Source organism: Salmonella sp. SA14318 (assembly GCF_029866905.1).
Lineage (GTDB): Bacteria > Pseudomonadota > Gammaproteobacteria > Enterobacterales > Enterobacteriaceae > Salmonella > Salmonella enterica.
This window is the reverse complement of sequence record NZ_CP123282.1, coordinates 1874955-1901380: the sequence shown is the minus strand read 5'-3', so window position 1 is coordinate 1901380 and position 26426 is coordinate 1874955. Positions and strand designations below refer to the sequence as shown.

The 26426-nt window shown below is 49.3% G+C and carries 21 protein-coding genes, 3 tRNA genes and 6 pseudogenes; 14 read left to right on the top strand and 16 right to left on the bottom strand.

The genetic code is table 11. The features are described from left to right. The first annotated feature begins 174 nt into the window (after positions 1-174). Positions 175-990 carry a mannosyl-3-phosphoglycerate phosphatase-related protein gene (locus tag QEN32_RS08960; RefSeq protein ID WP_131041806.1) on the top strand — a complete coding sequence of 272 codons (816 nt, stop codon included), beginning with the start codon at positions 175-177 and terminating at the stop codon, positions 988-990. Here the strand turns inward: QEN32_RS08960 and dgcQ are convergent. From dgcQ to QEN32_RS08945, 3 genes are all read right to left on the bottom strand, one after another. Next, entirely contained in the window at positions 969-2681 is a 1713-nt protein-coding gene (gene dgcQ / locus QEN32_RS08955; RefSeq protein WP_131041805.1) for a cellulose biosynthesis regulator diguanylate cyclase DgcQ, read from the bottom strand. The two genes, QEN32_RS08960 and dgcQ, sit on opposite strands and share 22 nt — an antisense overlap. A gap of 164 nt (positions 2682-2845) precedes the next feature. Then, positions 2846-3031 (bottom strand): YodC family protein, encoded by a 186-nt coding sequence (locus QEN32_RS08950; protein WP_001521741.1) that lies wholly within the window; start codon positions 3029-3031, stop codon positions 2846-2848. Positions 3032-3107: 76 nt separating this feature from the next. Then, positions 3108-4025: a DUF808 domain-containing protein gene (locus QEN32_RS08945; protein WP_086010514.1), complete on the bottom strand. Its 918-nt coding sequence runs from the start codon at positions 4023-4025 to the stop codon at positions 3108-3110. A gap of 169 nt (positions 4026-4194) precedes the next feature. Between QEN32_RS08945 and yedA the strand changes: the two genes are divergently transcribed. Next, complete coding sequence (gene yedA / locus QEN32_RS08940) at positions 4195-5115, top strand: drug/metabolite exporter YedA (RefSeq protein ID WP_001212263.1); 921 nt, start codon at positions 4195-4197, stop codon at positions 5113-5115. On the opposite strand, the gene QEN32_RS08935 is transcribed toward yedA, so the two are convergent. The 4 genes from QEN32_RS08935 to drpB all read right to left on the bottom strand — a co-directional run bounded on the left by QEN32_RS08935 (position 5104) and on the right by drpB (position 8145). Then, complete coding sequence (locus tag QEN32_RS08935; RefSeq protein WP_000785978.1) at positions 5104-5574, bottom strand: very short patch repair endonuclease; 471 nt, start codon at positions 5572-5574, stop codon at positions 5104-5106. The genes yedA and QEN32_RS08935 overlap by 12 nt on opposite strands. Continuing rightward, on the bottom strand, positions 5555-6985 hold the full coding sequence (locus QEN32_RS08930; protein ID WP_280144447.1) for a DNA cytosine methyltransferase: 1431 nt from the start codon (positions 6983-6985) through the stop codon (positions 5555-5557). Before QEN32_RS08930 ends, QEN32_RS08935 begins: the two co-directional genes overlap by 20 nt. 73 nt (positions 6986-7058) lie before the next feature. Next, a complete protein-coding gene (locus QEN32_RS08925) occupies positions 7059-7754 on the bottom strand; it encodes a phosphohydrolase (RefSeq protein ID WP_000377042.1) in 696 nt (231 codons plus the stop codon). A 79-nt stretch (positions 7755-7833) separates the two neighbouring features. Further along, entirely contained in the window at positions 7834-8145 is a 312-nt protein-coding gene (drpB, locus tag QEN32_RS08920) for a cell division protein DrpB (protein WP_079842788.1), read from the bottom strand. 649 nt (positions 8146-8794) lie between these two features. Between drpB and ompC the strand changes: the two genes are divergently transcribed. After that, a complete protein-coding gene (ompC, locus tag QEN32_RS08915; protein ID WP_023137975.1) occupies positions 8795-10006 on the top strand; it encodes a porin OmpC in 1212 nt (403 codons plus the stop codon). A 259-nt stretch (positions 10007-10265) separates the two neighbouring features. On the opposite strand, the gene QEN32_RS08910 is transcribed toward ompC, so the two are convergent. From QEN32_RS08910 to QEN32_RS08880, 7 genes and pseudogenes are all read right to left on the bottom strand, one after another. Beyond that, on the bottom strand, positions 10266-10454 hold the full coding sequence (locus tag QEN32_RS08910) for a hypothetical protein (RefSeq protein ID WP_024131109.1): 189 nt from the start codon (positions 10452-10454) through the stop codon (positions 10266-10268). A 10-nt stretch (positions 10455-10464) separates the two neighbouring features. Beyond that, positions 10465-10677 (bottom strand): cold-shock protein, encoded by a 213-nt coding sequence (locus tag QEN32_RS08905; protein WP_000208509.1) that lies wholly within the window; start codon positions 10675-10677, stop codon positions 10465-10467. A gap of 454 nt (positions 10678-11131) precedes the next feature. Then, entirely contained in the window at positions 11132-12400 is a 1269-nt protein-coding gene (locus QEN32_RS08900) for a Y-family DNA polymerase (protein ID WP_000457658.1), read from the bottom strand. Positions 12401-12402: 2 nt separating this feature from the next. Next, the gene (locus QEN32_RS08895) at positions 12403-12822 is read right to left on the bottom strand and encodes a translesion error-prone DNA polymerase V autoproteolytic subunit (protein WP_000394196.1); all 420 of its coding nucleotides are present in this window, start codon (positions 12820-12822) and stop codon (positions 12403-12405) included. A 749-nt stretch (positions 12823-13571) separates the two neighbouring features. Next, a complete protein-coding gene (locus QEN32_RS08885; protein WP_265322301.1) occupies positions 13572-14390 on the bottom strand; it encodes a hypothetical protein in 819 nt (272 codons plus the stop codon). A 475-nt stretch (positions 14391-14865) separates the two neighbouring features. Then, positions 14866-15111 (bottom strand): annotated as a pseudogene (locus QEN32_RS22670) (hypothetical protein); the annotation flags it as partial. A 290-nt stretch (positions 15112-15401) separates the two neighbouring features. Next, positions 15402-15491: transfer RNA gene (locus tag QEN32_RS08880), tRNA-Ser, on the bottom strand. 88 nt (positions 15492-15579) lie between these two features. Here QEN32_RS08880 and mtfA point away from each other — a divergent pair. From mtfA to QEN32_RS08835, 9 genes and pseudogenes are all read left to right on the top strand, one after another. After that, complete coding sequence (mtfA, locus tag QEN32_RS08875; protein ID WP_000598920.1) at positions 15580-16377, top strand: DgsA anti-repressor MtfA; 798 nt, start codon at positions 15580-15582, stop codon at positions 16375-16377. 100 nt (positions 16378-16477) lie between these two features. Then, positions 16478-16553: transfer RNA gene (locus QEN32_RS08870), tRNA-Asn, on the top strand. Positions 16554-16720: 167 nt separating this feature from the next. Then, positions 16721-17026, top strand: a pseudogene (locus tag QEN32_RS08865) (Arm DNA-binding domain-containing protein); the annotation flags it as partial. A gap of 421 nt (positions 17027-17447) precedes the next feature. Beyond that, positions 17448-17523 (top strand) — tRNA-Asn (locus QEN32_RS08860). Between the two features lie 163 nt (positions 17524-17686). Further along, positions 17687-18211: a peptidase gene (locus QEN32_RS08855; protein WP_001219023.1), complete on the top strand. Its 525-nt coding sequence runs from the start codon at positions 17687-17689 to the stop codon at positions 18209-18211. A gap of 474 nt (positions 18212-18685) precedes the next feature. Next, a pseudogene (locus tag QEN32_RS08850) lies at positions 18686-19549 on the top strand (integrase domain-containing protein). A gap of 23 nt (positions 19550-19572) precedes the next feature. Beyond that, positions 19573-19851 (top strand): annotated as a pseudogene (locus QEN32_RS08845) (transposase); the annotation flags it as partial. Positions 19852-20534: 683 nt separating this feature from the next. Beyond that, the gene (locus QEN32_RS08840) at positions 20535-22229 is read left to right on the top strand and encodes an SEL1-like repeat protein (RefSeq protein ID WP_094964839.1); all 1695 of its coding nucleotides are present in this window, start codon (positions 20535-20537) and stop codon (positions 22227-22229) included. Between the two features lie 56 nt (positions 22230-22285). Then, complete coding sequence (locus QEN32_RS08835) at positions 22286-24016, top strand: hypothetical protein (protein ID WP_000669114.1); 1731 nt, start codon at positions 22286-22288, stop codon at positions 24014-24016. 57 nt (positions 24017-24073) lie between these two features. On the opposite strand, the pseudogene QEN32_RS08830 reads toward QEN32_RS08835, so the two are convergent. After that, positions 24074-24178, bottom strand: a pseudogene (locus tag QEN32_RS08830) (DUF520 family protein); the annotation flags it as partial. A 47-nt stretch (positions 24179-24225) separates the two neighbouring features. On the opposite strand from QEN32_RS08830, the gene QEN32_RS08825 reads away from it, so the two are divergent. After that, positions 24226-24399, top strand: coding sequence for a hypothetical protein (locus QEN32_RS08825; protein WP_000957535.1), 174 nt, complete (start codon positions 24226-24228; stop codon positions 24397-24399). Between the two features lie 180 nt (positions 24400-24579). Continuing rightward, positions 24580-24678: pseudogene (locus QEN32_RS08820) on the top strand (DUF4102 domain-containing protein); the annotation flags it as partial. Between the two features lie 248 nt (positions 24679-24926). Here QEN32_RS08820 and QEN32_RS08815 read toward each other — a convergent pair. Further along, on the bottom strand, positions 24927-26381 hold the full coding sequence (locus QEN32_RS08815) for an AMP nucleosidase (protein WP_265322300.1): 1455 nt from the start codon (positions 26379-26381) through the stop codon (positions 24927-24929). Positions 26382-26426: the final 45 nt, after the last annotated feature.

Here is a 26426-nt window from a genome sequence, read left to right as displayed (position 1 = left end):
TATTTTTTACATGAATGATTAAGCGCGCTAATAGTTCGGTAGCAAAAGTGTGACAACGCATGTGCTGCCTGGAAGCGACGGGATCGGTTCCAGTTAGCGTTCGACTTCTTTCGGGTGTGCTTTAGGACTTTTCCTGGAAATAAGCCCGCCGTTGCAACGGAAAATGAGGAAAAAATGCTCTCAATCCATGACCCCTTGCTGATTTTTACCGATCTGGACGGCACATTGCTGAACAGCCACACTTTTGAGTGGCAGCCCGCGGCTCCCTGGCTTACACGCCTGCATGAAAGCGGCGTGCCCGTGATCCTCTGTAGCAGTAAAACCGCGGCTGAAATGCTCCAGCTCCAGACGACGTTAAATCTACAGGGACTGCCGCTGATTGCGGAAAACGGCGCGGTGATCCAACTGGACGTTCATTGGGAAGACCATCCCAACTATCCCCGTCTGATAGCCGGTATTTCTCACAACGAAATCCGCCTCGTCCTGCATAAATTGCGTGAAAAGGAACAGTTTAAGTTCACCACGTTTGATGACGTTGACGATCAGGTGATAAGCGAATGGACGGGCCTAAACCGGGCACAGTCTGCCCTAACCCGTCTGCATGAAGCGTCGGTGTCGCTGATCTGGCGCGATAGCGATGAACGCATGGCGCAGTTTGTCGCCCGTTTAAATGACCTGGGACTGCAATTTGTCCATGGCGCCCGTTTCTGGCATGTGCTGGACGCCTCCGCCGGAAAAGATCAGGCTGCCAACTGGCTGATTGAAGCATATCGTCGGCAGTGGCACGCGCGTCCTCTGACGTTGGGGCTAGGAGACGGCCCCAATGATGCGCCCTTACTGGATGTGATGGATTATGCGGTTGTCGTTAAAGGGCTAAACCGGGAGGGCGTACATTTGCGTAACGACGATCCTCAGCGCGTCTACCGTAGCCAGAACGAAGGGCCGGATGGCTGGCGCGAAGGCATGGACTATTTCCTTTCCCGCTCCTGAGTCGCGTCGCTGGCGCAAATACGGTTACGTCCGGACTGTTTGGCGTAATAAAGCCGTTTGTCGGCCAGCGACTGCAACTGCTCAAAATCATAGTCGCCGTATTCCTCCGCGCTACTGATCCCCATTGACGCGCTGATACGAAGCGTCGTGCTTTTCGTCACCAGAATCTCTTTGTCATTAATGCGCTGGCGTATGCGTTCGGCAATCTGCAGCGCCTGCGCTTTCGTCGCGCCGGGCAGCACGATACAAAACTCTTCGCCCCCTACCCGTCCGGCGATGTCGTGCGCTCGAATGGTGCTGCCAATGAGCCCAGCGGCATGGGACAACACGCGATCGCCTGCCTGATGACCAAAGCGATCGTTAACGCTTTTAAAATAATCTAAATCCAGCTGTATCACAGAAAATGGCTGGCGGGCTTCCCGGTAGCGCTTTGCCAGCCTGGACGCTTTTTCAAACAGCGCGCCACGGTTATACAGCCGGGTCAGCGGATCGTGCCATGCCTGCCATTGCAGCGAATTTTGCAGAACAAACATGTTTTTGACCATATGTCGAATAACGCCCCAGGAGATCAACAGCATCGCCGTAAAAAGCACCCATAACAGCGTCAGCGCGATACTAATACTGCCAAAATTCCCTTGGATGCCTTCACGTAATGTATGCACGCGCAGCAGGACGCCATCAAAATGATCCAGCCGCTCCCAGCTTACATAATGCGTTCCTAAACGCAGCCCGCCCAGGGTATCTTTTTCTATTTCACGCGCCAGTAAGGCGCGCTCACGGTCATTTAACGTATTCGCGGTTTGTTGTTCCGGCGCGGAGTCCGTCAACAAACGGAGATGGTTATCGTATAGCTGATATTCCCCTTCAATATCCTTTTCGGCCGCATCGCGCAGGAACCGCTGTAATGACGCGACGGGAATATCCATTGCCAGTACGCCATACCAGTAATTATCGTGATCCAGCGGTAGACTGGCTGTCACTTTTTTCTGCTCGTCAGCAACATAGGGCTGTGCGGAGGTAAACCACCGCACGCCGCGCTGTGGATTACGCCGTTGGCTTTGCTCGATAAACCAGGGCTGGGTCACGTACTGATAGTAACGGGAGACAATATCGCTACCGTACGCCGTAGGGAGAGTTGAGAGGTAAAACCCTGAGCGAGAAACATACATCGTCTCCAGCGTCAGCATGGCGGATGAGCGCGCCAGACGCGCCAGATACCCTAACTCCAGCGTGGCGGTTAATTCATTTGCCAGGTCACGACTCTCCCGCGAAAGAAGCGTCGTCCGGGCGACAAATTGATCGGAAACGCCATATAACGGCAATGTCCGCCGCTTATCCAACTCCAGTTGCCAGAAATGTCTGACGCGTCGTTGCTCAAACTGCGTCACCGCGCTTTGCAATGCGGAAAAAGCCAGCGGCGCCACCAGCGCTTCATGCATACCGTTGCGTAAAAAGATCAACCTGTCCATGTTGAATTGCAGTTGGCGGTCAAGGACATTCGCGACGCTCCCCAGATGATTGCGCTGACTGGCGACATACGCGTCTTTCAGTATCATCACTTCCCGCCAGGTAAGTAGCGTCGAGAACAGCATCACGATCAGAAAACAGGTGTTGACGACATGACCGGGACCAAAACGCCGCGCCAGCTTTTTAAACCAGCCTTGATTATCTAACAGTGTTTCGTGCGGCACCCTGGTAACTCCTGGTTATTGATACAACGCCCCCTGATGGCTTACGGTAGCCAGACCTCATCAAGGGATACCACTCAATCCTGGCATAACCAGGTAGCAGCATGTCGCAGCGCGACGACTCTTTTTCTCCACAGCAAAACGCCCGGCATTAACCGGGCGTTTTGTCATCGGGCTTCGTCCCGCCCGCGCCTTTCCTTGCCTGGCACGAGCTCATTCTCATGGAATGCCTCCCGCTTTACGCCAAAACCATCATACCAGCGACACTCTACCATTCCGCTGGAATAACCGGTGACGATCATCCGGGGCCCACCCTCTTTCACGGTAACTTCCTCACTGACAGAAAAGACCATACCTGCCTCCTGTATCAGATGAAACGTTTTCACCTTAGACGAGGATGGGCAATTTTGCATAATTCATTGTAGAAAATCAGTGCGAAACACCGCGAATTTTCGCCACACCTTTCACCAGCGCCACCACAATGGCGCCGATAATAAAGCCGAGCACCAGATTCAGCCCCGCAGGGATCGTATGCACCATGAAAGCCCCCTGCTGCTGCGCAAAATGTTCAATGGCATGGTGTAGCGGCGCAATACCGTGTACGACAATCCCGCCGCCGACCAGAAACATCGCCAGCGTACCGACAATGGATAATGCTTTCATTAACCAGGGCGCGATAATCAGTAATCCTTTACCGACGCCCTGCGCCAGCACGCTACGCTTTTCCGCCAGCCAGTACCCCATATCATCCAGTTTGACAATAATACCCACCAGGCCATACACGCCAATAGTCACAACCAACGCAATCCCCGCCAGCACCAACACCTGATTAAGCAGCGGCGCCTGCGCGACAATCCCCAGGGTAATGGCCACAATTTCAGCGGAAAGAATGAAATCGGTACGGACCGCCCCTTTTACTTTATCTTTTTCAAAGGCCAAAGGATCTTGTGCAGCCAGCGCCTCAAGACGTTTTTGCCGCTCCGCCGGGTCTTCTTTGTGTTTTCGCGCCTCAAAGGTATGCAGGACTTTTTCTACCCCTTCAAAGCAGAGAAACGCGCCGCCTAACATTAATAAAGGCGTAATGGCCCACGGGATAAATGCGCTTATCAGCAGCGCCAACGGCACCAGAATAACCTTGTTGATTAATGATCCTTTCGCCACGCTCCATACCACTGGCAGCTCGCGATTAGCGCGAACGCCGGTCACCTGCTGCGCATTGAGCGACAGGTCGTCCCCCAGTACGCCCGCGGTTTTTTTCGCGGCCAATTTGCCCATTACCGAAATATCGTCCAGCAGCGTGGCGATATCGTCGAGTAATGTCAGTAAGCTACTTCCTGCCAAAATGATTTCCTCGGTCTTTTCTTCTAAGACGTTAAGTATGTAGCAAAACGCGCAATGCCGAAACCGGCGGCGCGGGTCAACGCCTTTTTATTCCAAAAGGACAATTATAATGCTCGCCAGCATAATAATTTTGACGTTTACTATATTCACCCTTTTTATTTCACCGTGAGTGATTATGCGTTTCCGGCAGTTATTACCTCTTTTTGGCGCGCTTTTTGCCTTGTACATCATTTGGGGGTCTACCTATTTTGTTATCCGCATAGGCGTTGAAAGCTGGCCGCCGCTGATGATGGCAGGCGTACGTTTTCTCTCGGCGGGGATGTTGCTCATGGCGTTTTTGCTGCTGCGCGGCGAAAAACTTCCGCCGCTGCGCCAGACCATCAACGCCGCGCTGATTGGTCTACTGCTGCTGGCGGTGGGTAACGGTCTGGTGACGGTGGCGGAGCATCAAAACGTGCCATCGGGCATTGCTGCCGTCGTGGTCGCCACTGTCCCGCTATTTACGCTGTGCTTTAGCTACTTTTTTGGTATTAAAACGCGCAAATTAGAATGGGTGGGGATTGCCATTGGACTTGCCGGGATTATTCTGCTGAACAGCGGCGGCAACTTAAGCGGCAATCCGTGGGGCGCGATTTTGATCCTGATAGGTTCGATGAGCTGGGCATTTGGTTCCGTTTACGGCTCGCGCATCGCCCTGCCTGTGGGCATGATGGCGGGCGCGATTGAAATGCTGGCGGCGGGCGTGGTATTGCTTTGCGCGGCGTTTCTTTCCGGCGAAAAGCTCGCCACGCTGCCTGGTTTATCGGGGTTTATGGCCGTCGGCTATCTGGCGTTGTTCGGTTCTATTATCGCCATTAATGCCTATATGTACCTGATTCGCAACGTCAGTCCGGCGCTGGCGACCAGCTACGCCTATGTGAATCCGGTTGTCGCCGTGTTGCTTGGCACTGGCCTGGGCGGTGAGAGGTTATCGCCCGTTGAATGGGCCGCGCTGGGTGTGATTGTGTTTGCCGTCGTGCTGGTGACTCTGGGTAAGTACCTGTTTCCCGCCAGGGCGGTGGTCACGCCGTGTAAAACGGAAGATTCACGCCAGTAGATGAATCCCCTGGGTGTCGATCTGCGCGCTGGCGCCGCCGCCGCAGATCCACTCTTCCAGGCGCTCCGCCAACGCCGCGTCGCTCAATTTCGCTCGTCCGCGCAAGGCACACTCCCAGACGATCAGTACCCGCCAGCCAAGCGCCTGTAAACGCTGAATATCGCGCTCATCGCGCTCAACGTTCTTACCGATTTTTTCCAGCCAGAAAGCCGTTCGCGTGGCCGGTACTTTGAACAGATAACAGTGGTGATGATGCCAAAAGCAGCCGTGAGTAAAAATCACACAATCATAGTCATTCACCACAAAGTCCGGCTTGCCCGGTAATGTCGCGTCCTGAGTATGAAACGTAATCCCCTGCGCGCTTAGCAGGCCGGCAAGACGTTTTTCAATAGCCGTATCGCGGGTCGCTATCGCGCGCATATTTTTACTGCGCGTGGCTTTATCGTGAACGTCCGCCATCTACCGTCTCTCTCTGACGCAGCGTCACCGCCTGGTGAATTTTGGGTTCCAGCAGCTTTGCTACCGCGGCAAATACCGGCACCACCACGGAGTTGCCAAACTGGCGATAGGCCTGCGTATCCGAGACAGGTATCCTGAACTGGTTCGTTTGCGGCGCCTCAAATCCCATTAAACGCGCGCACTCTCTCGGCGTGAGTCGGCGGGGACGATGTTGTTGGTTGCCAGCATCGTCGAAATTCACTTCGCCTTTCGCCATATCCCAACCACGATCGATCAGAATTTCGGCGCCATCTTTGTAGTAGCGAGCAGATAACGTGCGCGCCACACTTTCCGGATTGTCAGGATAAACCATGCCATAGCCAAAACCGTTTCCCCGCGCCTGGTGCTTTTTCGCGTAGCGATATAAATATTTCCACAGCACCGGCGTCAGGATATATTTGGCTTCGACGACGGGCTCCAGCAGTTCTGCCAGCGTCGGACGGCGCGGTGGATAACAGCGGGCGATATTGCGTAACGTAAAATCGGTTTTCAGGTTTAAATCGCGACGGAATCCCACCAACACAATACGTTCCCGATGCTGAGGAAGAAAATGCTGCCCGTCGATAATTTTCGGATCGTCCGGGCCATTGTCAGCGGCATCCGCCACGTCATATCCCAGTTCATCGAGCGTTTGCATAATAATGCGGAAGGTGTTGCCCTGGTCGTGACTTTTAAGGTTTTTCACGTTTTCCAGCACAAACAGCGCGGGGCGGCGAGCGTCGATAATTCTTACGACATCAAAAAATAACGTTCCCTGAGTCTCGCAGGCAAAGCCGTGGGCGCGGCCCAGCGCATTTTTCTTGGAAACGCCCGCCAGAGAAAATGGCTGACAGGGAAAGCCCGCCAGCAGGACATCATGTTGCGGAATATGCTGGCGAATGTGTTCCGCCGCCTCATCATCGCTGACCCCTTCCCGGTGGCTCAATGTGATATCGCGGATATCTTCATTAAAGCGATGTTGCAGCGGATCGCAAAAATAGTTCGCTTTATATGTCCGTACCGCGTGCTTATTCCATTCGCTGGTAAACACGCACTGTCCGCCTATCGCTTCAAATCCGCGGCGAATACCGCCGATGCCCGCGAAAAGATCGATAAAACGAAAGGCGTAATGCGGATGATGCGCTGGCGGCGTCGGCAACCCTGTTTTAAGACAGGTGAGTTCATTGTCGCTCAAACGATGCCATGCCGCGTTCATCATTACGCGCTTTAAGATGGCCGGGCTCCAGTGCTGCTCGCCCAGGCCGTTAAGGTGCGCCACCAGCGTTTTAACATCGTAGATTTCCAGCAATTGACTCAGCATCGCCTGGATCTCGCTTCCGGCGTCGTCGGCGATGAGGTTCCGGGCGTGTGTTACTGAAATATTTTCCTGCATACATTTAACCGGCCAAAAATGATTGCCGACAGACTAACATAAAATGACGCGCTTTACGTTTCAGCGGCAGGGGTTACTGATGCGTAGCAAACATCTGGATGACCGCCTCATCCCGTGTTTCATAGTCGCCTTTCAGCTCAGCGCTCAGTTTCGCCATGTACGACACCAGAAAATCCGCATTACGCTGCGCCAGGTACTTGCCCCGTTCAGTCTGCATCGTCAGCGGCAGTTTCAGCAGCTTGGTTTGAAAATGGTCGAGCGCGAATTGCTTATCGTTAAGAGGCCGTCTGTCGGCAAAGGGATCGTCGGCATCAAACAGCGCGACGCCCAGCGCGCCGGAGACCGCGAAGACCCGCGCCAGACCAATGGCGCCCAACGCCTCCAGCCTGTCTGCATCCTGCACGATTTTTGCCTCTGGCGTGGTGGGCGCAATTTTTGCGCTGAAACTATGCGCTTCGATAGCATGACAAATGCCCGCCAGTTTTTCTGCCGGAAAGTCAGGAAAATCCCGCAGAAAAATACGCCGGGTTTCTGCCGCCGCCAGAATGGAAGAACGATGCCGCTGCGGATGATTTTTCGCCAGGCTGACGATGTCATGGAAATAACATGCCGATAGCACCACCAGCCAGTCGACAGGACTGTTTTCCCCGAGCGTTTGCGCGGTTGCCCAAACACGACGAAAATGGAAGATGTCATGGGCGGCATCCTGTTCCTGGTGGTGGTGACGTAGCCAGTCTTCAAACTGCGATTGCCAGTATCCTGAGTCCATACGCCCTCTCTTTATAGCAGACCATTTTTATTACATGCCTGAGCACAGGGTTCGCTATCCTGACATATCCGCCACCACTTTACATCCTTGCGTGCTTGCGCGTTTCTGGCTGAGTGTCGGCGGGATACCCCCTGTTTTTGCGAGGCCGGGTGTACCAGGCAATACTCCCCAGAATAAGCCAGACGACGCCCAGCGAAAGCGCGTTAAGCCATTTTTCCGTTGTGCTGCCAGGAGTGCTGATTGGGCCGAGAACCGGCTCGGTTTGTATGGCGGACATCAGCCACACGCAACGCGCCATCGCCCAGATGAAGTAGCCGCAAAAGGTATAAAAAACCCATAACGCTAATTTACCGCCCATGCTACGGGTGGCGTTGTCCTCCCTGGTACTCAAACTTTACTCCGCTTTTGTGATGTAAGTCATATGACATTAATTACATTATAATGTGATATTAGTCACATTTCGACCATGGAATACCTTATCCACCTGTTCTGGTCATTCGCTCCACAAATAGTTTATTCTCAGTTAATGTTGTGTCAGGCGCTGAACCTGCTGTTAAATAAGGGAATGGTGATTGAATCGCACTCTGATGCAGAATAACCCATAACCAGAACAACTTATTTTTACGCATCGCGATAGCGTTTTATTTCATTAGCATTAAATGTCAGAATGATTCGGTTATTAGCCTTTTATCATTTATTTTATCATTACCCACATTACCGGCATTTATGCCGGTTTTTTTTATGCTTTTTCATAATCAAAGCATCAAATACATATAAAAAACAAATTATATTCACGCCAACATCCATCAAGCCAAAACATATAACTCATTGATAAAAAATGATAATTATAGAATATATATTCTTAGTTATTTATATAGCCAGTATTATAAAAAACCAAACGGAAACAAATTGAAATATTTTAAATAGCTTTGTTACATGTTATTTTTTAAATTCCATGAACTTCATAGAATAGTATCAATTTGTAGTTTTGTTGAAGTGGCTACATATTCATATAAATTATTATCATAAGGGAATACATAATGAACAGAAAAGTTCTGGCACTGCTTGTCCCGGCGTTATTAGTGGCAGGCGCAGCAAATGCGGCTGAAGTTTATAATAAAAATGGCAACAAACTCGACCTGTACGGCAAAGTTGATGGTCTGCGTTACTTCTCTGACGATGCAGGCAGCGACGGCGACCAGTCCTACGCCCGTATTGGCTTTAAAGGCGAAACGCAGATCAACGATATGCTGACCGGCTATGGTCAGTGGGAATACAACATGCAGGCGAGTGGCACTGAAGGTAACAGGGATACGTCCTGGACTCGTCTGGGCTTTGCCGGTCTGAAATTCGGCGAGTACGGCTCTTTCGATTATGGCCGTAACTATGGTGTTATCTACGACGTTGAAGCCTGGACCGATGTGCTGCCGGAATTCGGCGGCGACTCTTACACCCAGACAGATGTATATATGCTTCAGCGTGCTAACGGCCTGGCCACCTATCGTAACACCGACTTCTTCGGCCTGGTGGAAGGCTGGAACTTCGCGCTGCAATACCAGGGTAATAACGAAAGTGGCAATAACGGATTTGGCCAGGAAGGCTCCGGTAATGGAACTAACCGCGGTACAAATAAAGAAAACGGTGACGGTTTCGGCCTCTCTACCTCTTATGACTTTGACTTCGGGTTAAGCCTGGGAGCTGCTTATTCAAGTTCTGACCGTACCGATGCCCAAGTAGGTAATGGATATGGTGATGGTCATCGTTACTATGGCAACAATGATGCCGGCGGTGAAACTGCCGAAGCCTGGACCGTAGGTGTCAAATATGACGCCTATGACGTATACCTGGCGGCGATGTACTCTGAAACCCGCAATATGACCTCTTATGGAGACAGCGACTATCACTCTGCAGACGGTAAGTTGGGTGGCGGCGGTATCGCTAACAAAACCCAGAACTTTGAAGTGGTTGCACAGTATCAGTTCGATTTCGGTCTGCGTCCGTCCATCGCCTACTTGCAGTCTAAGGGCAAAGATTTAGGCGGCCAGGATATGGATAGCCATGGTAACTATCGTTACACCGACAAAGATCTGGTTAAATATGTTGACGTCGGTATGACTTACTACTTCAACAAAAATATGTCCACCTACGTTGATTATAAAATCAACCTGCTGGACGAAGATGATGACTTCTACACAAACAACGGTATTGCAACTGATGATATCGTAGGTGTTGGTCTGGTCTACCAGTTCTAAGACGCTTTATGTTATTCAAGCCCGTGCTTAGCACGGGCTTGTTATTATAGGGCAAGAATTAAATAACGGATAACGGCGCAAAGACAGGTGACCTGGCTTCATCGGATAGATGAAGACAACGTCGCTCTTTTCAGGCGCTGTCTGCAAGAGAAATAACACCTTTGGGGAAAGGTAAATGCCACTATAGATGATGGATGTCAGCGTCTATAGATGATAATCATCCGGGCATAAAAAAGCTCCTGTACGGAGCTAATATGAATTATTTTCTAAAATCTGGCGGAACCTGTCCTGAGCGAATGTATAATCCAACATTATCAAAAGTGATCATGGTTGACTTACAAAAAATACATTTCGCGCCAAACGGGTTTTGCTCAGTAACATCGAATGTCGATGTTCTGTATTGTGAACCATGGCAACATGGACACCGGAAGTGAATTTTATTAGTAATATCAGTTGCCTTAAAGCGCCACAACGTTAACCGCTGATGGACCTTTTGGTCCCTGCTCTACTGAAAACTCCACTTCCTGATTTTCATTCAGAGTGCGGAATTCATTACTTTGAATGGCGGAAAAATGCACAAACACATCTTTGCTGCCATCTTTAGGCGTAATGAAACCAAAGCCCTTTTCAGGGTTAAACCATTTTACTAAACCAGTGATTTTCGTCGTCATAATATTGTTGCCTTTTGAATGAGCCCTTGGGCAAAATGGCCTGAAGAAAATTATCAGAGAGAAAAAAACCTAAAGGAGATCTCAAGAGGAACAAATGATGAGAAATATTACAATCACTACTTCAGATAAGTTTGTATCAAACCGCACAACCATTAACGCATGGTTAACTGCACATAGCAAGCTTTAGTTTTGTTAAAAAAATATTAATTGTTTTTTAGTATTATCACGCTGATTGCCATACTCTTTTTATCCATGCCCGGCGCTACGGCTGAAACCAGGCGTAAATAAGTGACGTCTCACAACGCCTACCTGGCAATAAACGCGCCACATTTTCTGATGTCGTAAACCAGGATACATGCGCCTCATCGTGAGAGGTTCCTGTGATCTTGTGCGACCAAAACCGGTTAGAGAACGGGGATGATTTGGCAACCATCTCAGGCATTGATCGCACAAGTTACTTAACACGCAGTAGATCAGAGTATCTTGTGGTGTACCGAGGCGAAAGCATTTCTCGCTTCATAGCCCACTGTTGCGACATCCCCTGCCCGGCGAAGTACAGCGTCCCCTTCCCGTCTTTTGCGTTAAGATGGTCCAGTACTTCCATCAACTTCGCACTACCGGCGCGCGGCGCGTTATCGTCGAAAAGGTTGAGTTGCGCTACGCCCTGGCTGAAGAAGTCACCCAGCATCACCCCCGCTTTCTGGTAGCGATGGCCGTCGCGCCAGATTTTATCCAGACATTTCACAGCCGCATTGATAATGTCACGTGAATCCTGCGTGGGGGTGAGAAGCGTCACCGCGGCGCTGTTACCGTAGTAGGGCTCGTTCAGGGCAAAGGGTGATGTTTTGACGAATGTTGAAATGAAACGGCAGTACTGGTGCTCGCCGCGGAGTTTTTCTGCCGCGCGCGCAGCGTAGCTGTAAACAGCCTGGCGCATTTCCTCATAGTCTGTGACCCGCTCGCCGAAAGAGCGGCTACAAACGATTTCCTGCTTTGCCGGCGCAAACTCTTCAAGCTCCAGACATGGCTCTCCGCGAAGCTCTCTCACGGTACGCTCCAGCACGACATTGAAGTGTTTCCTGATGATCCAGGTACTTTGTTCAGAGAGATCGAGAGCAGTCTTGATGCCCAGGGCATTGAGCTTCTTACTGATGCGTCTGCCGACACCCCAGACATCCTCTACGGGTATCAGGGCCAGCAGCCGACGCTGGCGATCGATGTTCGACAAGTCAACCACCCCGCCGGTCTGGTGCTGCCACTTTTTCGCAGCATGGTTAGCCAGCTTGGCAAGGGTTTTCGTCTGGGCAATGCCTACACCGACAGTCAGGTGCGTGCGCTTCAGGACCGTCGCTCTTATCTCGCGCCCGAAATCTGTCAGATCCCGGCAGTTTCGTACCCCCGTCAGATCACAAAAAGCCTCATCAATGCTGTAAATTTCTACCCGCGGCACCATCTCCTCGAGTGTGGTCATTACCCGGTTCGACATATCAGCGTAAAGCTCGTAATTACTGCTGAAGCAAACAACACCGGATCGCCGGAAGCGTTCTTTCTGTTTGAAGTATGGCTCACCTGGTGCGATACCGAGCTGCTTCGCCTCGGCGCTACACGCGATAACGCAGCCATCATTGTTTGATAACACCACCACCGGTCGGCCACATAAATCAGGACGAAAGACCGTTTCGCAGGAGGCGTAAAAGCTATTAACATCGCAGAGCGCGAACATAATCAACTGACCGCTTTAATGATAAAGGTCACCACCCCGAATATGTCGAGCGTGTCTTCACTGCCGACAGGTATGGGTCGATAGGCGCCGTTCATGGGGATTAACTGCACTGTCGGGCGCAACTGCAACCGTTTTACGGTGAACTCTCCTTCAATTGCCGCAATTACAATGTCACCGTGGTCAGCGTTCCGTGAGCTATCCACCACCAGCAGGTCACCGTCGCTGATGCCTGCTTCAATCATTGAATCCCCCGAGGCTTTGACAAAATATGTTGAGCTGGGATGAGAAACGAGCAACTCATTAAGATCGATACGCTGCTCAATGTAGTCCGCCGCGGGGCTGGGGAATCCACACGGCACTAAGTAACTGAAAAATGGGAGAGGAATAATTTCGCGCAACTCTGTAGGTCTGAAAAATTCCATAATCCATACCTCGAATACTGTTTTTATATACAGTAGTATTATTTGAACATGCGCGCAAGATATCGGAGTCGCTACGGCTGTTTAAATCTTCGTCGCTTCGTTTGTAAGCTTCTCTCTCAATTCAAATTATGGGTTTTGTAAATTTTCCGGTTGTATTGTCATGTGTGCATATTTAAGCCAGCCTGGAGGCCAGATTTTCTGTACAGCGTCGACAGTCCCGCAGCGTAAGTTATCGCCACGCGCCAGCGCGTTTCCCTGACAGCAATTAATCTTCTGTCCGGCGCCCATGTCTACAGGGGAACATGTCGGGCAACAGGCCGGGTGCGACGATTACCGAGGACGACGGCGTTAAGTCGCCGCGAGTGACATCACTGTGAATCCCGATGGGGTACAGCGAGCTTCATGGATTGACTAAAAATATCACAGGCTCAAAAAATAGTTTTATTTTTCATTATCATTAATATCAGTTTGCATATCGGAAATAAGGATAACTGACCAGAACACCATGATAAACACTGACAACAAATTAAAAGCGTAGTATTTTTGATTTGCAGCAACAAAATTAATAAGAGTCATGGTAACTAAAAAAACTCTTTTTCTTTTCCTGTACAAATAAGATAAAAATCGCTTCATCCACCACCGCAAGAATATGTATATTATCTGTTATTACTATTTCGATCACACAATATCAAATTAAATATATCTCTATTACCTATCCATTAGTGTAATTTTCTTAAACTGAAAATTTATCATTTACAGCCCAAACTCTTACGCATTTTTTCTTTTAATGGCTCGGCTACTTCTGGACGTAATTTTGAGTATAAATTTTGTACATTTTCACAGCCAGCAGGTTGGCCTGATGATAAAGGTTCTATTTTCGTCAAGATATTCCACAAAATATAAATTGCAAATGCGATTAGCATTATACTTAAAAAATAAATACGGATACCCCGAGCATTAAACAACGCAGGGACATTTGATGTTTCTTGTTTAACGGATGGCACATAATTTACGACTGGAGCAGCAACCTCAGGAATAACAAGTTGTTTTCCATACGGAACGAAGTATGCAGAAATATGCTCTGGACTATAATGCTGTTCAACACGTTTCCACTCATCTGACGGAATGAGTAAGAACGATAATGTATCACTAAAAGTGCTGTTCTGATATACCCGCAAAGTATATCCACTGTTAGCCAATATATGCTCAATGCGCACCAGTTCTGTATCAAAACCATCGCTTCCCATTGGGTAGTGATGAAACACATACTGCGTATCAACCAAATTTATCGTTGCTGTTTCAATCTCACTGTCATAATCGAATTTTACCGTGACAGGCTTCTCTCCCTGATTATCTGAAAGTGCCTCAAGCAGGCTAAAAGTCCCCTCTTTCCAGTCAATATTAATTCCGTAGATACTCATAAACAGCGCCTGGTAGTCCTCTAATGCAGACTCAGACAACCACGGTTCTTTATGTTTCTCCAAAAAAAACTTACGCCTTAAAGAGGCTTGTTCATCATCATTGGCAGCAAAAAAATCAGAAAACTCATCCTGTTCTGGTAATTGCATCGTGGTTCCATCCAATATTTTATTAATCAAAAATCGATCCCAGCACCCAATTTCCCCTGCTGTCTATGATAGAATATGTGTTCTCAAAGCGTCAAGATGACAAGACCAAACGAGCACGCATCCATTCAATAAATGAATAAACCCTGTTAATACAAATAGTTTTAAAAATAATTTATCTGGACAACTGAAATTATCTTTATACTGATAGCAGTACAGCCATTTCTGTAAGTTTAAATGACAGATAAAAAACACGGACAAATCGTTTTACGTTATTTCCAATATTTTTCATTGTCTGCCCTCTGTTTTTTACGTAATCTCTATGTTGTCGCGACGGGAACAATAATAGCGAATTCGCTTATGACGTTTTAGGGGCATTCATAAAAGAGTTTTTTGAAAAATATGAAGAGAGATGAACGGAAAAAGGTTCGTTAAGGCTGGATGCGATCACGTTCGCTTACAGCGAACGTAACCCTTTTTACCTGGCTGCTTTTTTCTTCTTCTTTTCGTCCTCAACATGCTTATCAACAGGTGAGTCTTTTAAGCGATTGTTTTGCATTATGTCATCTTCAAGCGATTTTAGATAGCTTGCATCAGTCAGCAAGGCTATTGCCAGCGTTTTCGCATAAAATTGCGCGTGGCTTCGTGTCGTAGGATTTACCGCGTAGGTTCTGGCAAGCTCATGTCCAGGGGAGGCGGTATCACCACTGAAAAAGATTTCGCCTCTTTTCCTCCATCCTCCAGCAATCCATTTCCTTTAAGATACCCTTACAAGATCCGTGTGAAGCAACGGCAGTTAAACTGTTTTGTCACCAGAGATGTGAGATGGGCGTTGCAAAAGAGTGTGAGCTTGTGAGCTAAAGAAGATAAAAGTGGATGCCCGACGCGCAGCAAAATGGTAAAAAACAGCATCAGTAGTAAGAAAAATCGAACGAGTGAAAGAAATTTTAATGCAGGGATTTATGTATGACGAAATCAAAAACGCTTTGTCAGTGATTGATTTTGTTGAATGATTGGCGGAGAGAGGGGGATTTGAACCCCCGGTAGAGTTGCCCCTACTCCGGTTTTCGAGACCGGTCCGTTCAGCCGCTCCGGCATCTCTCCGTATATTGCAATGATGCCAGGTAATTTGGCATTTTAACAGACCCTATTCGGGTAATTTTGTTCAAGTGACGAGTTTACGAGCAAAACGATGATTAAGTGGCCCTGGAAAGCACAAGAAATAACCCAGAACGAAGACTGGCCGTGGGATGATGCGCTAGCTATACCTCTTCTGGTAAACCTCACCGCGCAAGAACAGGCTCGGCTTATTGCGCTAGCCGAACGTTTTTTGCAGCAGAAAAGACTGGTAGCGCTACAGGGATTTGAGCTCGACTCGTTAAAAAGTGCACGTATTGCGTTAATTTTTTGCTTACCGATCCTGGAGCTCGGTATTGAGTGGCTTGATGGTTTTCATGAAGTGCTCATTTATCCCGCGCCCTTTGTGGTAGATGATGAATGGGAAGATGACATAGGTCTGGTGCACAGCCAGCGTGTCGTACAGTCGGGGCAAAGCTGGCAACAAGGGCCCATCATTCTGAACTGGCTGGATATCCAGGACTCGTTCGATGCTTCGGGTTTCAACCTCATTATTCATGAAGTCGCGCACAAACTGGATATGCGTAATGGCGATCGCGCCAGCGGCATCCCTTTCATCCCGTTGCGCGATGTGGCTGGCTGGGAACACGATCTCCACGCGGCAATGAATAATATTCAGGATGAAATCGATCTTGTTGGCGAAAGCGCTGCCAGTATAGATGCCTATGCCGCCACCGACCCTGCAGAATGTTTTGCCGTGTTGTCAGAGTATTTTTTCAGCGCGCCAGAACTGTTTGCTCCACGTTTCCCGGCGCTATGGCAGCGTTTTTGCCAGTTCTATCGCCAGGATCCTTCTCAGCGCTTACGGGTAAGCGCTGCCGAAGGCGACTACGGCGAGGAATCCGAACATTAATTCCTCACTTTGTGGGTTAATTAACCAATTGAATTGGCGCGTTAATTTTACTGTTGACACGTTATAGCCGGCCCAGTATTATGCGCCTCGTTGAAACAATTCCTCTGTAGTTCAGTCGGTAGAACGGCGGACTGTTAATCCGTATGTCACTGGTTCGAGTCCAGTCAGAGGAGCCAAATTAAGGAAAGCAGACGTTTACTGACGTCTGCTTTCTGCATTTATATCAACTGATTATCCCTTTCTTCAGGTTCACTCTCGTTCACTAAAAACCACTCGCAGCCATACCCTTTTGCTGGTAAAGCTGGTTCGATTTGCGTTTTACCAGCACGCGGAGGGAACCGTCATGTCACTGACTGATACTAAAGTAAAAAATGCCAGACCAGCGGAAAAGGCCGTCAAGCTCACTGACGGGTTTGGCCTCTATCGATTCAAAATACTGGCAGACAGGCTATCGCTTCGATGGCAAACAGAAGGTGTTTTCTATTGGGGTTTACCTTGCTGTATCGCTTGCTGATGCCAGACAACGCCGTGACGAGGCCAAAAGGCTGCTGGCTCAGGGGATTGATCCGAACGCAAAAAACAGGCTGATGAAAAAATCCTTCAGGAAAAGCGCGATAAAACCCGCTCGTCCCGTGTCGTCGCCAAAAGCTGATGCGCCATAATTCTGCCTATGATATTGACGGAAATCTTTTCGCCTTCACCAGAAATTTATCTGCCATTTCCGCTACCGGCGTCAGACTGCCTGTATCAACCATTTTCACAAAATATTTCACGTCTAAAGTTCATTCTACCCCCTGCCCTTAATCTCTACGGCGTTATGTCTCAGAATTATTTGCCAAGTGCCTGCCAGTTTTTCACGTTTCATCAGACGCTGGTACATAGCCATTGCGGTAAGGTCACAGCATTTGACTTGTGCAATTACAGACAAAGTTGCGCCATGCCGGGGCAAAGCAGGGATTAGATCAAAACTTCAACGTTTTGTTGTTTTTGTCAGCAAACAAACGCGCAATCTTATTTCCCCCTTTGACAAGCCGATCGCACATCGTTACTATGCGCCCCGTTCACACGATTCCTCTGTAGTTCAGTCGGTAGAACGGCGGACTGTTAATCCGTATGTCACTGGTTCGAGTCCAGTCAGAGGAGCCAGATTTTAGTTTCGGGACATCCTGGCGAGTCCGGAGACATTTAAAAAACAAGAAGTTATCTTTGCCCGGTTGATCTGAGAAGATTTGCCGGGTTTTTTGACATCCATAGTTTTTGGGGCTTAATCGGGGCCTCACGGTTCGTTGAGTAAATAGAGCCCCCTCCTATGGCATTAACCGATACCGCTGGCGGCACGCAGACCGATCCGGGTACAGGAAAACCGTCAGAAAATCCACCCGCCGATCCACCGTCAGATGGTCCCGCTTCTGAAAAACCACACGACCCACCCGCCGATCCCAATAAGCCCACTCCACCGAAAGAAGAAACGCCGCCCGGCGCGCCGGAGAAATACGCGTTCACCGCCCCTGAAGGTCAGGAACTCGATACCAGCGCGCTGGCGCAGTTCGAACCAGTGGCGCGTGAACTGAACCTGACGCAAGAGCAGGCGCAGAAGCTGGTGGACGTCTATCCGAAAGTGCTGGCGGGAGTGCAACAACAGCAAGCGGAGTCATGGCAGAAGCAAACAGAAGACTGGGCTGCGGCAGTTAAAGCCGATAAAGACATTGGCGGTGACAAGCTGGCGTCTAATCTCGGCGCAGCTCAGCGGGCTATCGACACGTTCGGTACCAAAGAACTGAAAGAGTATCTCGATGGTACCTGCGCCAGATCTCTGGTCAATGCTGCACCGTGACGGAAGCGATTGCACCCGGCACCCGTTACCACATCAACGCCTTTTACTTTACGGGCTGCGGCCTGCAAAGACGTCCGGCTTTGCTGCCGCGTGACCGTAAAACAACACCAGAGTCTGCGATCTTTCGCGTACTGCACTCGACCAGTGCGTCGCTTTCGTCGCGCAAAGCGACAAAGTGACGCACAACCACTACACCGCGCCATGCCCCTGTTTTCGGGGTTCCGGCGTTCATTCCCGAATCTGACACGCCTTTTTGGGGCCGCTGTCAGCAAGAAAGAAGAAAAAAAGATCGATACCGAGGGGGGGCATGATGCCCCGGAGAATTCCTGCTCACGCAGGCAGCCTGTACCGCGTACAGTCTGAAACTCCCTATACCTCAACAAACTGCCACTCCGGCGTAAAGGTATCGTTCTGGCGCAGCCAAAGAGCATACGCCGGAGACTGTTTGTGTTCTCAAAATCATAGGAGAAGTGTATGGGCAAGTTAGGTGGTGAAATGAAGGCACTGGCAAAGCACTGTGGCGGTAGCCATAAAACGGTGAACGATCGCATTCATATCGTGCAGCGTTTCGATCACCACTTACGGGCTTTGAACGTCCATATCCAGCGGGTTGCGCAGATTAAGGTGCGCCACATTGAAAGCTATATTCATGAAAGGTTGGCGCAGGGGATCGGCAAACGCACGCTGCAAAATAAAATGGCCTCGCTGAGCGCTGTTCTGCAACAGGCCGGGCGTAAACAGGTGGCAGAGCATGAGTGGCTGACTAATAAATCGCTGGGTCTGGCTGGTGCATCGCGCAGCGGGACGCGACAGGCGATCACGCCTGAACATTATCATCATGTGCTGGAGACGGCCCGCATGAAAGATCCGGGACTGGCGGCGGCGCTGGAACTGGCGAGGCTGATGGGCTTACGTTCACAGGAAGCGGTGCAGAGCGTGCAATCGCTGAAAACGTGGAAACAGGCCATTGAACGCAGCGATACGCGCTTAACCGTGGTGTTCGGCACCAAAGGCGGACGGCCCGCGAAACGGTGATTCTGGATACTATAGCTGTCAGAAAAGCGCTGGATAATGCGCTGGCTATTGCAGAAAGCCGTCATGGCCGACTGATCGACAAACCGGATCTGAAAAGCGCGATGGACTACTGGCACAACCAGGCGGCGCGTATTGGTCTGACTGGCGCATATTCCCCGCATTCCCTGCGTTATGCGTGGGCGCAGGATGCCATTAGTCACTATCTGGCGCAGGGGTTCAACAGGAAAGAAGCGCTGGCAATTGTGGCGATGGATCTGGGGCATGGAGACGGGCGATGTGGCGCAGGTGTATGGGCAAATTTGACAGTTGGCTAAGAGCGAGCAGCGGATGGAGCTGGTTACCACAGTTCACAGTTAGTGAAAGACTGGGCGGAGGTGGTAAATATCAGGCTGCATTACCTTCCCCCTTACAGTCCAAACCTGAATCCGATAGAACGAATGTGGAAATTAATGAACGAACATGCCCGGAATAATCGCTACTTCAGCAGTACGCGAGAGTTCAGGGACGCAATATCTGTCTTTTTTAACCAGACGCTGCCGGATATAGCGGACTCACTGACATCCCGAATTAAAGATCACTTTCAGGTGCTCACTCCCGCATCTTGAGGTTTATTGGGTATATAATCGTTAATAATCATCAGCGCGTTATTACCAAATTAAAAACAACGCGCTCGTAATACTTAAATTATTCTTACTGGTAACTGAAGCAAACTCTCTCCTGCCAGAATATGCTCCTCGCATCCTTTACATTAACTCTTTGTTTCTATAGCATGAAATAAGTTTCAGGGAGTTATTATTCATACAAGGAGAACATCTTGAAGAAAATATTCATAACAATTATAGTTTCATTATATTGCGCGAATATATGTGCAAAACAATCCCCCAGTACAGAATCCAAACCCGTTAATTTCATCGCCCAAATTGAAAATATCGATTTTAATAAAACCGCCATTAGCAGTGACCTGAAACTTTTACTCGCCGACCGTTATTATTTTAAAGATAAAACACCCTGTAATACTAATACCCTTTCTGCGCGCGCAGAATCAATGGGACTGACGACAGAAAAATATATTAATAAAATACGCAGTTTAAGGCCGGCTATTCTCGATGACCGTTATTTTTACCTGACGGTCGATCAGTGCGATGCTGGCGGCACGCCCATGCTGACTGGAATCGAGCTATGTACCGAAGCGCTGTGCGGTGCCGAATACATGAAAAGATCGTCTGACTTGTGGCTGGATGATGAACTGCAACCGACGGTTAAACGTCAGGCAACAACAATAGTCCATATGCCCCTCCCCTATGACAAAGAGAAAAAATTATGGAAAGTCACCGGCTGGTATCTGGAATCCTCAGAAGAAACAGGGGAGGTGATGCAGAGTAAACAGATAGCCTTTGAAGGCTATACTAACGAAGAAAACTTCGCTAACCGACAACGTGTTTCTGTATTTAAATCTTTCTATGAAAGCGGCAATCTCAAAAGTATTTATCATTATAATGCGCAAAATAAGCGTGACGGAAAAGCTGAAACTTACTTTGATGAAAAAGACAAAATAGCGGAAACGCTGACGTTTAAAGATGGTCAACCCGAAGGGGAATACATCGTATACCATGAAAACGGAGCCGTTGAAAGTAAACGTTACTTTGCCCAAGGTAAAATTAAAGATGGCGAATGCCCACATTTTTATGATAACGGCGTTTTAAAACAAAAACACAGCTATTTAAATCAGAAACTGGAAGGCCCGGCATTTGAATATTTCCCTGATGGGAAAATAAAGGAGAAATATTCATACAGTAAAGGCACCATTGTCGGCACTAGTACGGAATATTATTCTACCGGTAAAATTCGTGGTGTTTACCACAGAAATAACCAAGGTGAAAACGACGGAACGTTCGAACAATACAGTGAAGAGGGCAAACTCCTTTCTAAAGCGACCTATAAAAATGGCAAACAGCTTTCTGCTCAGAGCTGGTATGGAAATGGGCATCCCAAAGAAGAATCCTCTTTTGATAGTGAAGGCCGTAAACATGGTGCGGTCAAAGAATGGTTCAGCAACGGAAAGCCTGCCTCATCCAAAATGTATAAACATGATGTGTTAGACGGGGATTCCGAAAAGTGGTACGAAAATGGTCACCGCGAATCAGTCTATCCCTATAAAAACGGTATGCTAAATGGGGACGCTAAGCACTGGAATGAACAGGGCAAACTCACCTATACCACCGAATATAAAGACGATAAAAAGCAGGGAGCCGATCGCCGCTGGAGCGAACGTACCGGTAAACTTGTTGAAGAGGTTATGTTTGCTAATGATGAAAGAAACGGCCTGAAAAGAGAGTTTAACGATCGTACGGGTAAGGTCTTAAGTGCGCTGCCCTATGTCGATGGCGACAAGGAAGGTACAGAAGAAGCCTATGATGAAGACGGCATAAAATACATCCGTTGTTACCACAACGATAAAGAGCTTTCAGAGCTATATGCACCGACTGACGTCACCAATAAGGCAAAGCAGGGTGACAGCACTGCGCAATATCATTTAGGTAAGTATGAGTTTGAATGCACAAACTACGATGCGGCGATGAAATGGTTAACTCAGTCCGCAGAGCAAAATCATCCCGGCGCGCTTCTCTTTTTGGCCTATGCGTACAACGACGGTGATGGCGTAGCGCAAGACAGCAAAAAATATCTCTCCTATTTATTCAAAGCGGCAGAGCTTGGCGAAAGTTATGCGCAGTTAGAAGTGGGATATTTAAATCTTATCGGCGAAGGAATGCCGAAAAACCTGCCGGAAGCCTATAAGTGGATTAAAAAATCCGCTGACCAGGGAAATGCTCAGGCGCACTATAACCTTGGACTCATGTACAGGAATGGTGATGGCGTTGAGAAAGACCTCAACAAAGCCAAACTTCATCTTACAGCGGCGGTAAAAGGCGGCGTCAAACCTGCACTGGCAGCCTTAAAGGAATTAACGCCTCAAACTAAGTAAATATGACTTTGCTGTAAAGAGGCTATTCAAACGGAACTGAAAGGATACACGTTGCTATGAAATTTAAATTCGCCACATTACTCACAGCCGCCACGGTTTTTTACTCTTATCAGAGCGTTGCACAAAGTCAGCAATCGCCTGATGTCTGGTCAGTTGTCGAACAGAAACTGCAAAATGCCGTCCCTTTAAATGAAAACACCACTTTTAAATCGCAGGCAGCCTGGTTTGAATTACACAGGGAACTGTTTATGTACGGCCCGATGAGCCGTGCGGATGCATTACTGAAAAAGCTGGACACACAATCGAATGATGCGAAGTTTTCGCTAAACCATGAGGCCTCGTGGATCGCTGAAAATAATAGCCCGGATGCCGCGATGGTTTTCCTGTCCAAAATTGGTCTCGATAAACCGTCGAGCATTACCGCCTACGAGAGCTACGTTGATGGCTGGGTTAATCGCAAACAGCCTGAAAAAGCCTTAGCCCTTCTTAGCAAAAATGCCGACGCGAGGAATTTTTATTTAGCCACGGTTTTAGAATCCTGGCACTCAGAGCCTGATAAAACCGCCGCTATTTATAATGAAAATTACGCTGATAAAATTGTTGTTCCTTATACTCAGCTAAAAATGCTGCTTATTATTGCGAAGCAGTACCATGCCAAGGGCGACACCGCAAAGGCGTTGGTTTACGCAGATAGCGCGCTGAAAATGTTTGATACGGCTATTGCTCAACAACCGAGTGCTGAAGCCTACCGTTATCAAGAGTATCTCGACCTGATGGAGATCTATTACGCCACGGGTAATAAAGAGAAGGCGATGGCGTTGTCTGCGAGATTGCGCAAAGCAACCGGCAATAAAGGAAGCTATTTCCAGTATTCATTATCGGGATTGCTCTCTTTTTATAAGAAAAACGAGCTGACACAGAATTATCAAGAGACGCTTTCAACCTATGTGACGCAGGTCGATAAAATATTCAATTTTGCCCCTTCACCGCGCATTGAAAGGGAGCTGATTGATTTATTAAGCAAGCTTGATGATGTTGCGCTGATGAATAAGCGTATCGATTTGCTGATGAGCGCGCCGGAATATACCTGCTACGACGACAGGTATTGCTACGAGTACAAAATCAAAGCGCTGAAGAATCTCTTTCAGCATAAGCAGAATGCTGTGGCGGAAAAGCATATCGCAACCCTCTCCGCCGAGGCGCAAACCCTGACGTTCGCCGAATGGGAAGATGCAACAAATGAAATGGGTGAAGTACTCGAAGAAATTGGTCATCCTGAGGCAGCGCAAAAATTAGCCGTCAGCGCCGAGGCGATTTACCTCAGCCAAGCAAAAGCCTGGCCTGATGAAGATATGTCGCGTTCCTTTCAAAGACTTGCGGAGCTTTACGGCTATGGCAACGACACGGTGAATGCCAAACGGGTGTTACACCAGCACGTTCCCTCTCTCGAAGAGGAGGCGATGATCGACCACTACATGAATGCAAAACAGTGGAGTCAGGCAAGGGAATTGATGATTAACGCAGATAGGGTCGATAATAAAAACCTGATGCTGTTACGCCAGATTTGTGCTGAAAACACGCCCGAGTGTCAGGAACATATTACCTTTACGCTGAAAAAATTAACCACGCAGGCGTCGATTACCCGCCAGGACGACACCGGTAATCAGCAGCTTTATCAGATTGGGAATATTTTTCACAGATTGGGTATCATACCGGGAGCGGAACAGCAGGCGCTGATTCAGGCGTTGTATAACAAGGCCGCAGAGACTAAAAAAGCCACGCCTTAATCGATTTACCCGCCCGGCCACCTTTCTCACATGCGGGAAGGCGGCGGGCGGGAAAAATCAATCGCGGAAGTTTTTGAACTGGAACGGCTGGCCCAGATTGCCGCCGCGCATCAGCACCATCGCTGCCTGCAGATCGTCGCGGGATTTACCGGTCACACGCACTAACGTAAATTCGAATCCAAACCCACAGAGATTACCGCAAGATATTAATGTTGACCCAACACCGCCTGCCGGAAGACCCGCGCTGGAACGCCCTGCACGAGGAGTTCAGCTTTGACGACGACGACAACCTGCTGGGCATGAACATGCCGCCCGAAGGTGGCGAGCATCAGGCGAAAGTCAAAGGCGACCGCCTGCTGCTACAGGGCAGACCACCACTATGAGTACGACGAGTTCGGCAATCCCATCGCTGACCGCTGGGGCAAGGCGCAGTGCCGGGAGCACCGATTTGAATGGAACGGCGAGCACCGGCTGGTGCGCTTTACCGACGTGCGCCACTATGATGATGAAGTCTTTTCGCGCCACTCGTGGCGCTATGAGTTCGATAATGGCGTGACCATCCTGTGTCTCTAACCAACGCACAAATCCGCAGTATCAAGCCTTCTGATAACCCCTTTAAGCTGATCGATTCTCACGGTCGGTATCTGCTTGTTAATCCGGGCTTGTGGGTCAGGCGCTCAAAGAGCGTGAAGTGCGGCGCAATGTTTTCGCCTTCCGGCGCGTTTCCTGACGTAGACGCGATTATCGGCGACAGATCTCCGGCGATGGTGATGGTGATGGAGCTCGCGGCACAATAAGGCCTTAGCGGGATGCAGAATCGCCGCCCGCTAAGGCTTCATTCAGCCACTTTCCATATCACATAAATACGCCTCTTCCGCTCCTGTCCAACAGCAGACGACAGCTCATTTCGTTAGCGAAACGGTGGCTCATTAAACGTGCGTAATTTACGTGAGTGCAAACGATCACCTTCTGCGCGTAGCAAATCAATAGCACGAATACCAATTTGCAAATGTTCTGAAATAGCCCCCTCATAAAACCGGTTTGCCTGCCCGGGCAGTTTAATTTCACCGTGTAAAGGTTTGTCAGAAACACAAAGCAGCGTGCCGTAAGGCACACGAAAGCGATAGCCCTGGGCTGCAATCGTCGAGCTCTCCATATCAATCGCAACCGCGCGGCTAAGGTTGAATCGCAGCGCCGATGCGGAATAACGAAGCTCCCAGTTACGGTCATCCGTGGTGACGACGGTTCCCGTGCGCAGTCGCTGTTTCACCTCTTCGCCGGGCATTCCGCTAACCGCTTTGGTAGCGTCGTACAGCGCACGCTGTACTTCCGCAATGCTTGGAATCGGAATATCAGGCGGCAGAACGGCATCCAGCACATGATCATCGCGTAAGTAGGCATGGGCCAGCACATAATCGCCAATCGCCTGACTTTCTCGTAACCCTCCACAGTGCCCAATCATAAGCCAGACGTCAGGCCGCAACACGGCCAAATGGTCGCAAATCGTTTTAGCATTTGAAGGGCCAACACCGATATTTACCAGCGTAATCCCCTGCCCATCTGCCGTTACCAGGTGCCAGGCGGGCATCTGATGTTTCTTCCAGGCCAGATCGGAAATAGCCTCTTCCGGCGCTTCCGTTTCTGCCGTGATCCAAATTCCGCCAGCACAGGAAAGCGCGACATAGGGACTGTCAGGATCAAGAATTTGGCTGCATCCCCAGCGCACAAACTCATCGACATAGCGGGTGTAGTTGGTAAACAAAACGAAGGGCTGAAAATGTTCAACCGGCGTACCGGTATAGTGCCGTAACCGGGCCAACGAGAAGTCAACACGACGCGCGTCGAAGTGCGATAACGGATAGAATTCGCCGGGGTGGAACAGACCGTCTGCTGTCTCATCGCCAATCTGCGCCAGTTCTGTGGTAGGAAAATGGCGCGTTAGCCCGGCGCTCATAGAACGATCCAGCGTCAGAGCCGAGCCATCGATCACGTAAGGATACGGGATCTCATGGTGCGAGGCCTCCACCGCAATATGCGCGCCATAATCATGGTAAACGAGGTTAAGCTGTTCCAGAAGATAAGCGCGAAATAGCGCAGGCCGCGTAACGGTAGTGGTATAACAGCCAGGATGAGTAAAGCGTCCAAAAGCGCGTGTTTTAGGCGGGTTCGGTGTCGCGCCATCCCAGCTTACAGACAGCGAAGGATAAACAAACAGTCCGTTAAGCCTGGCGTGGGGATCGGGCAGCGTACCGTTATCAACATAGTCAGCGATGGCTTCACGGAGCGCGTTAACCGACTGCTCGTACAGCTCCTCCAGGCGATCCAGCGCCTGCTCGGGCGTCAGGTTTGTGCCTTTATTTTCCATATTATTCTCCTTAGCGTTCACAGGTGAGGCACGTCATTCGATAGT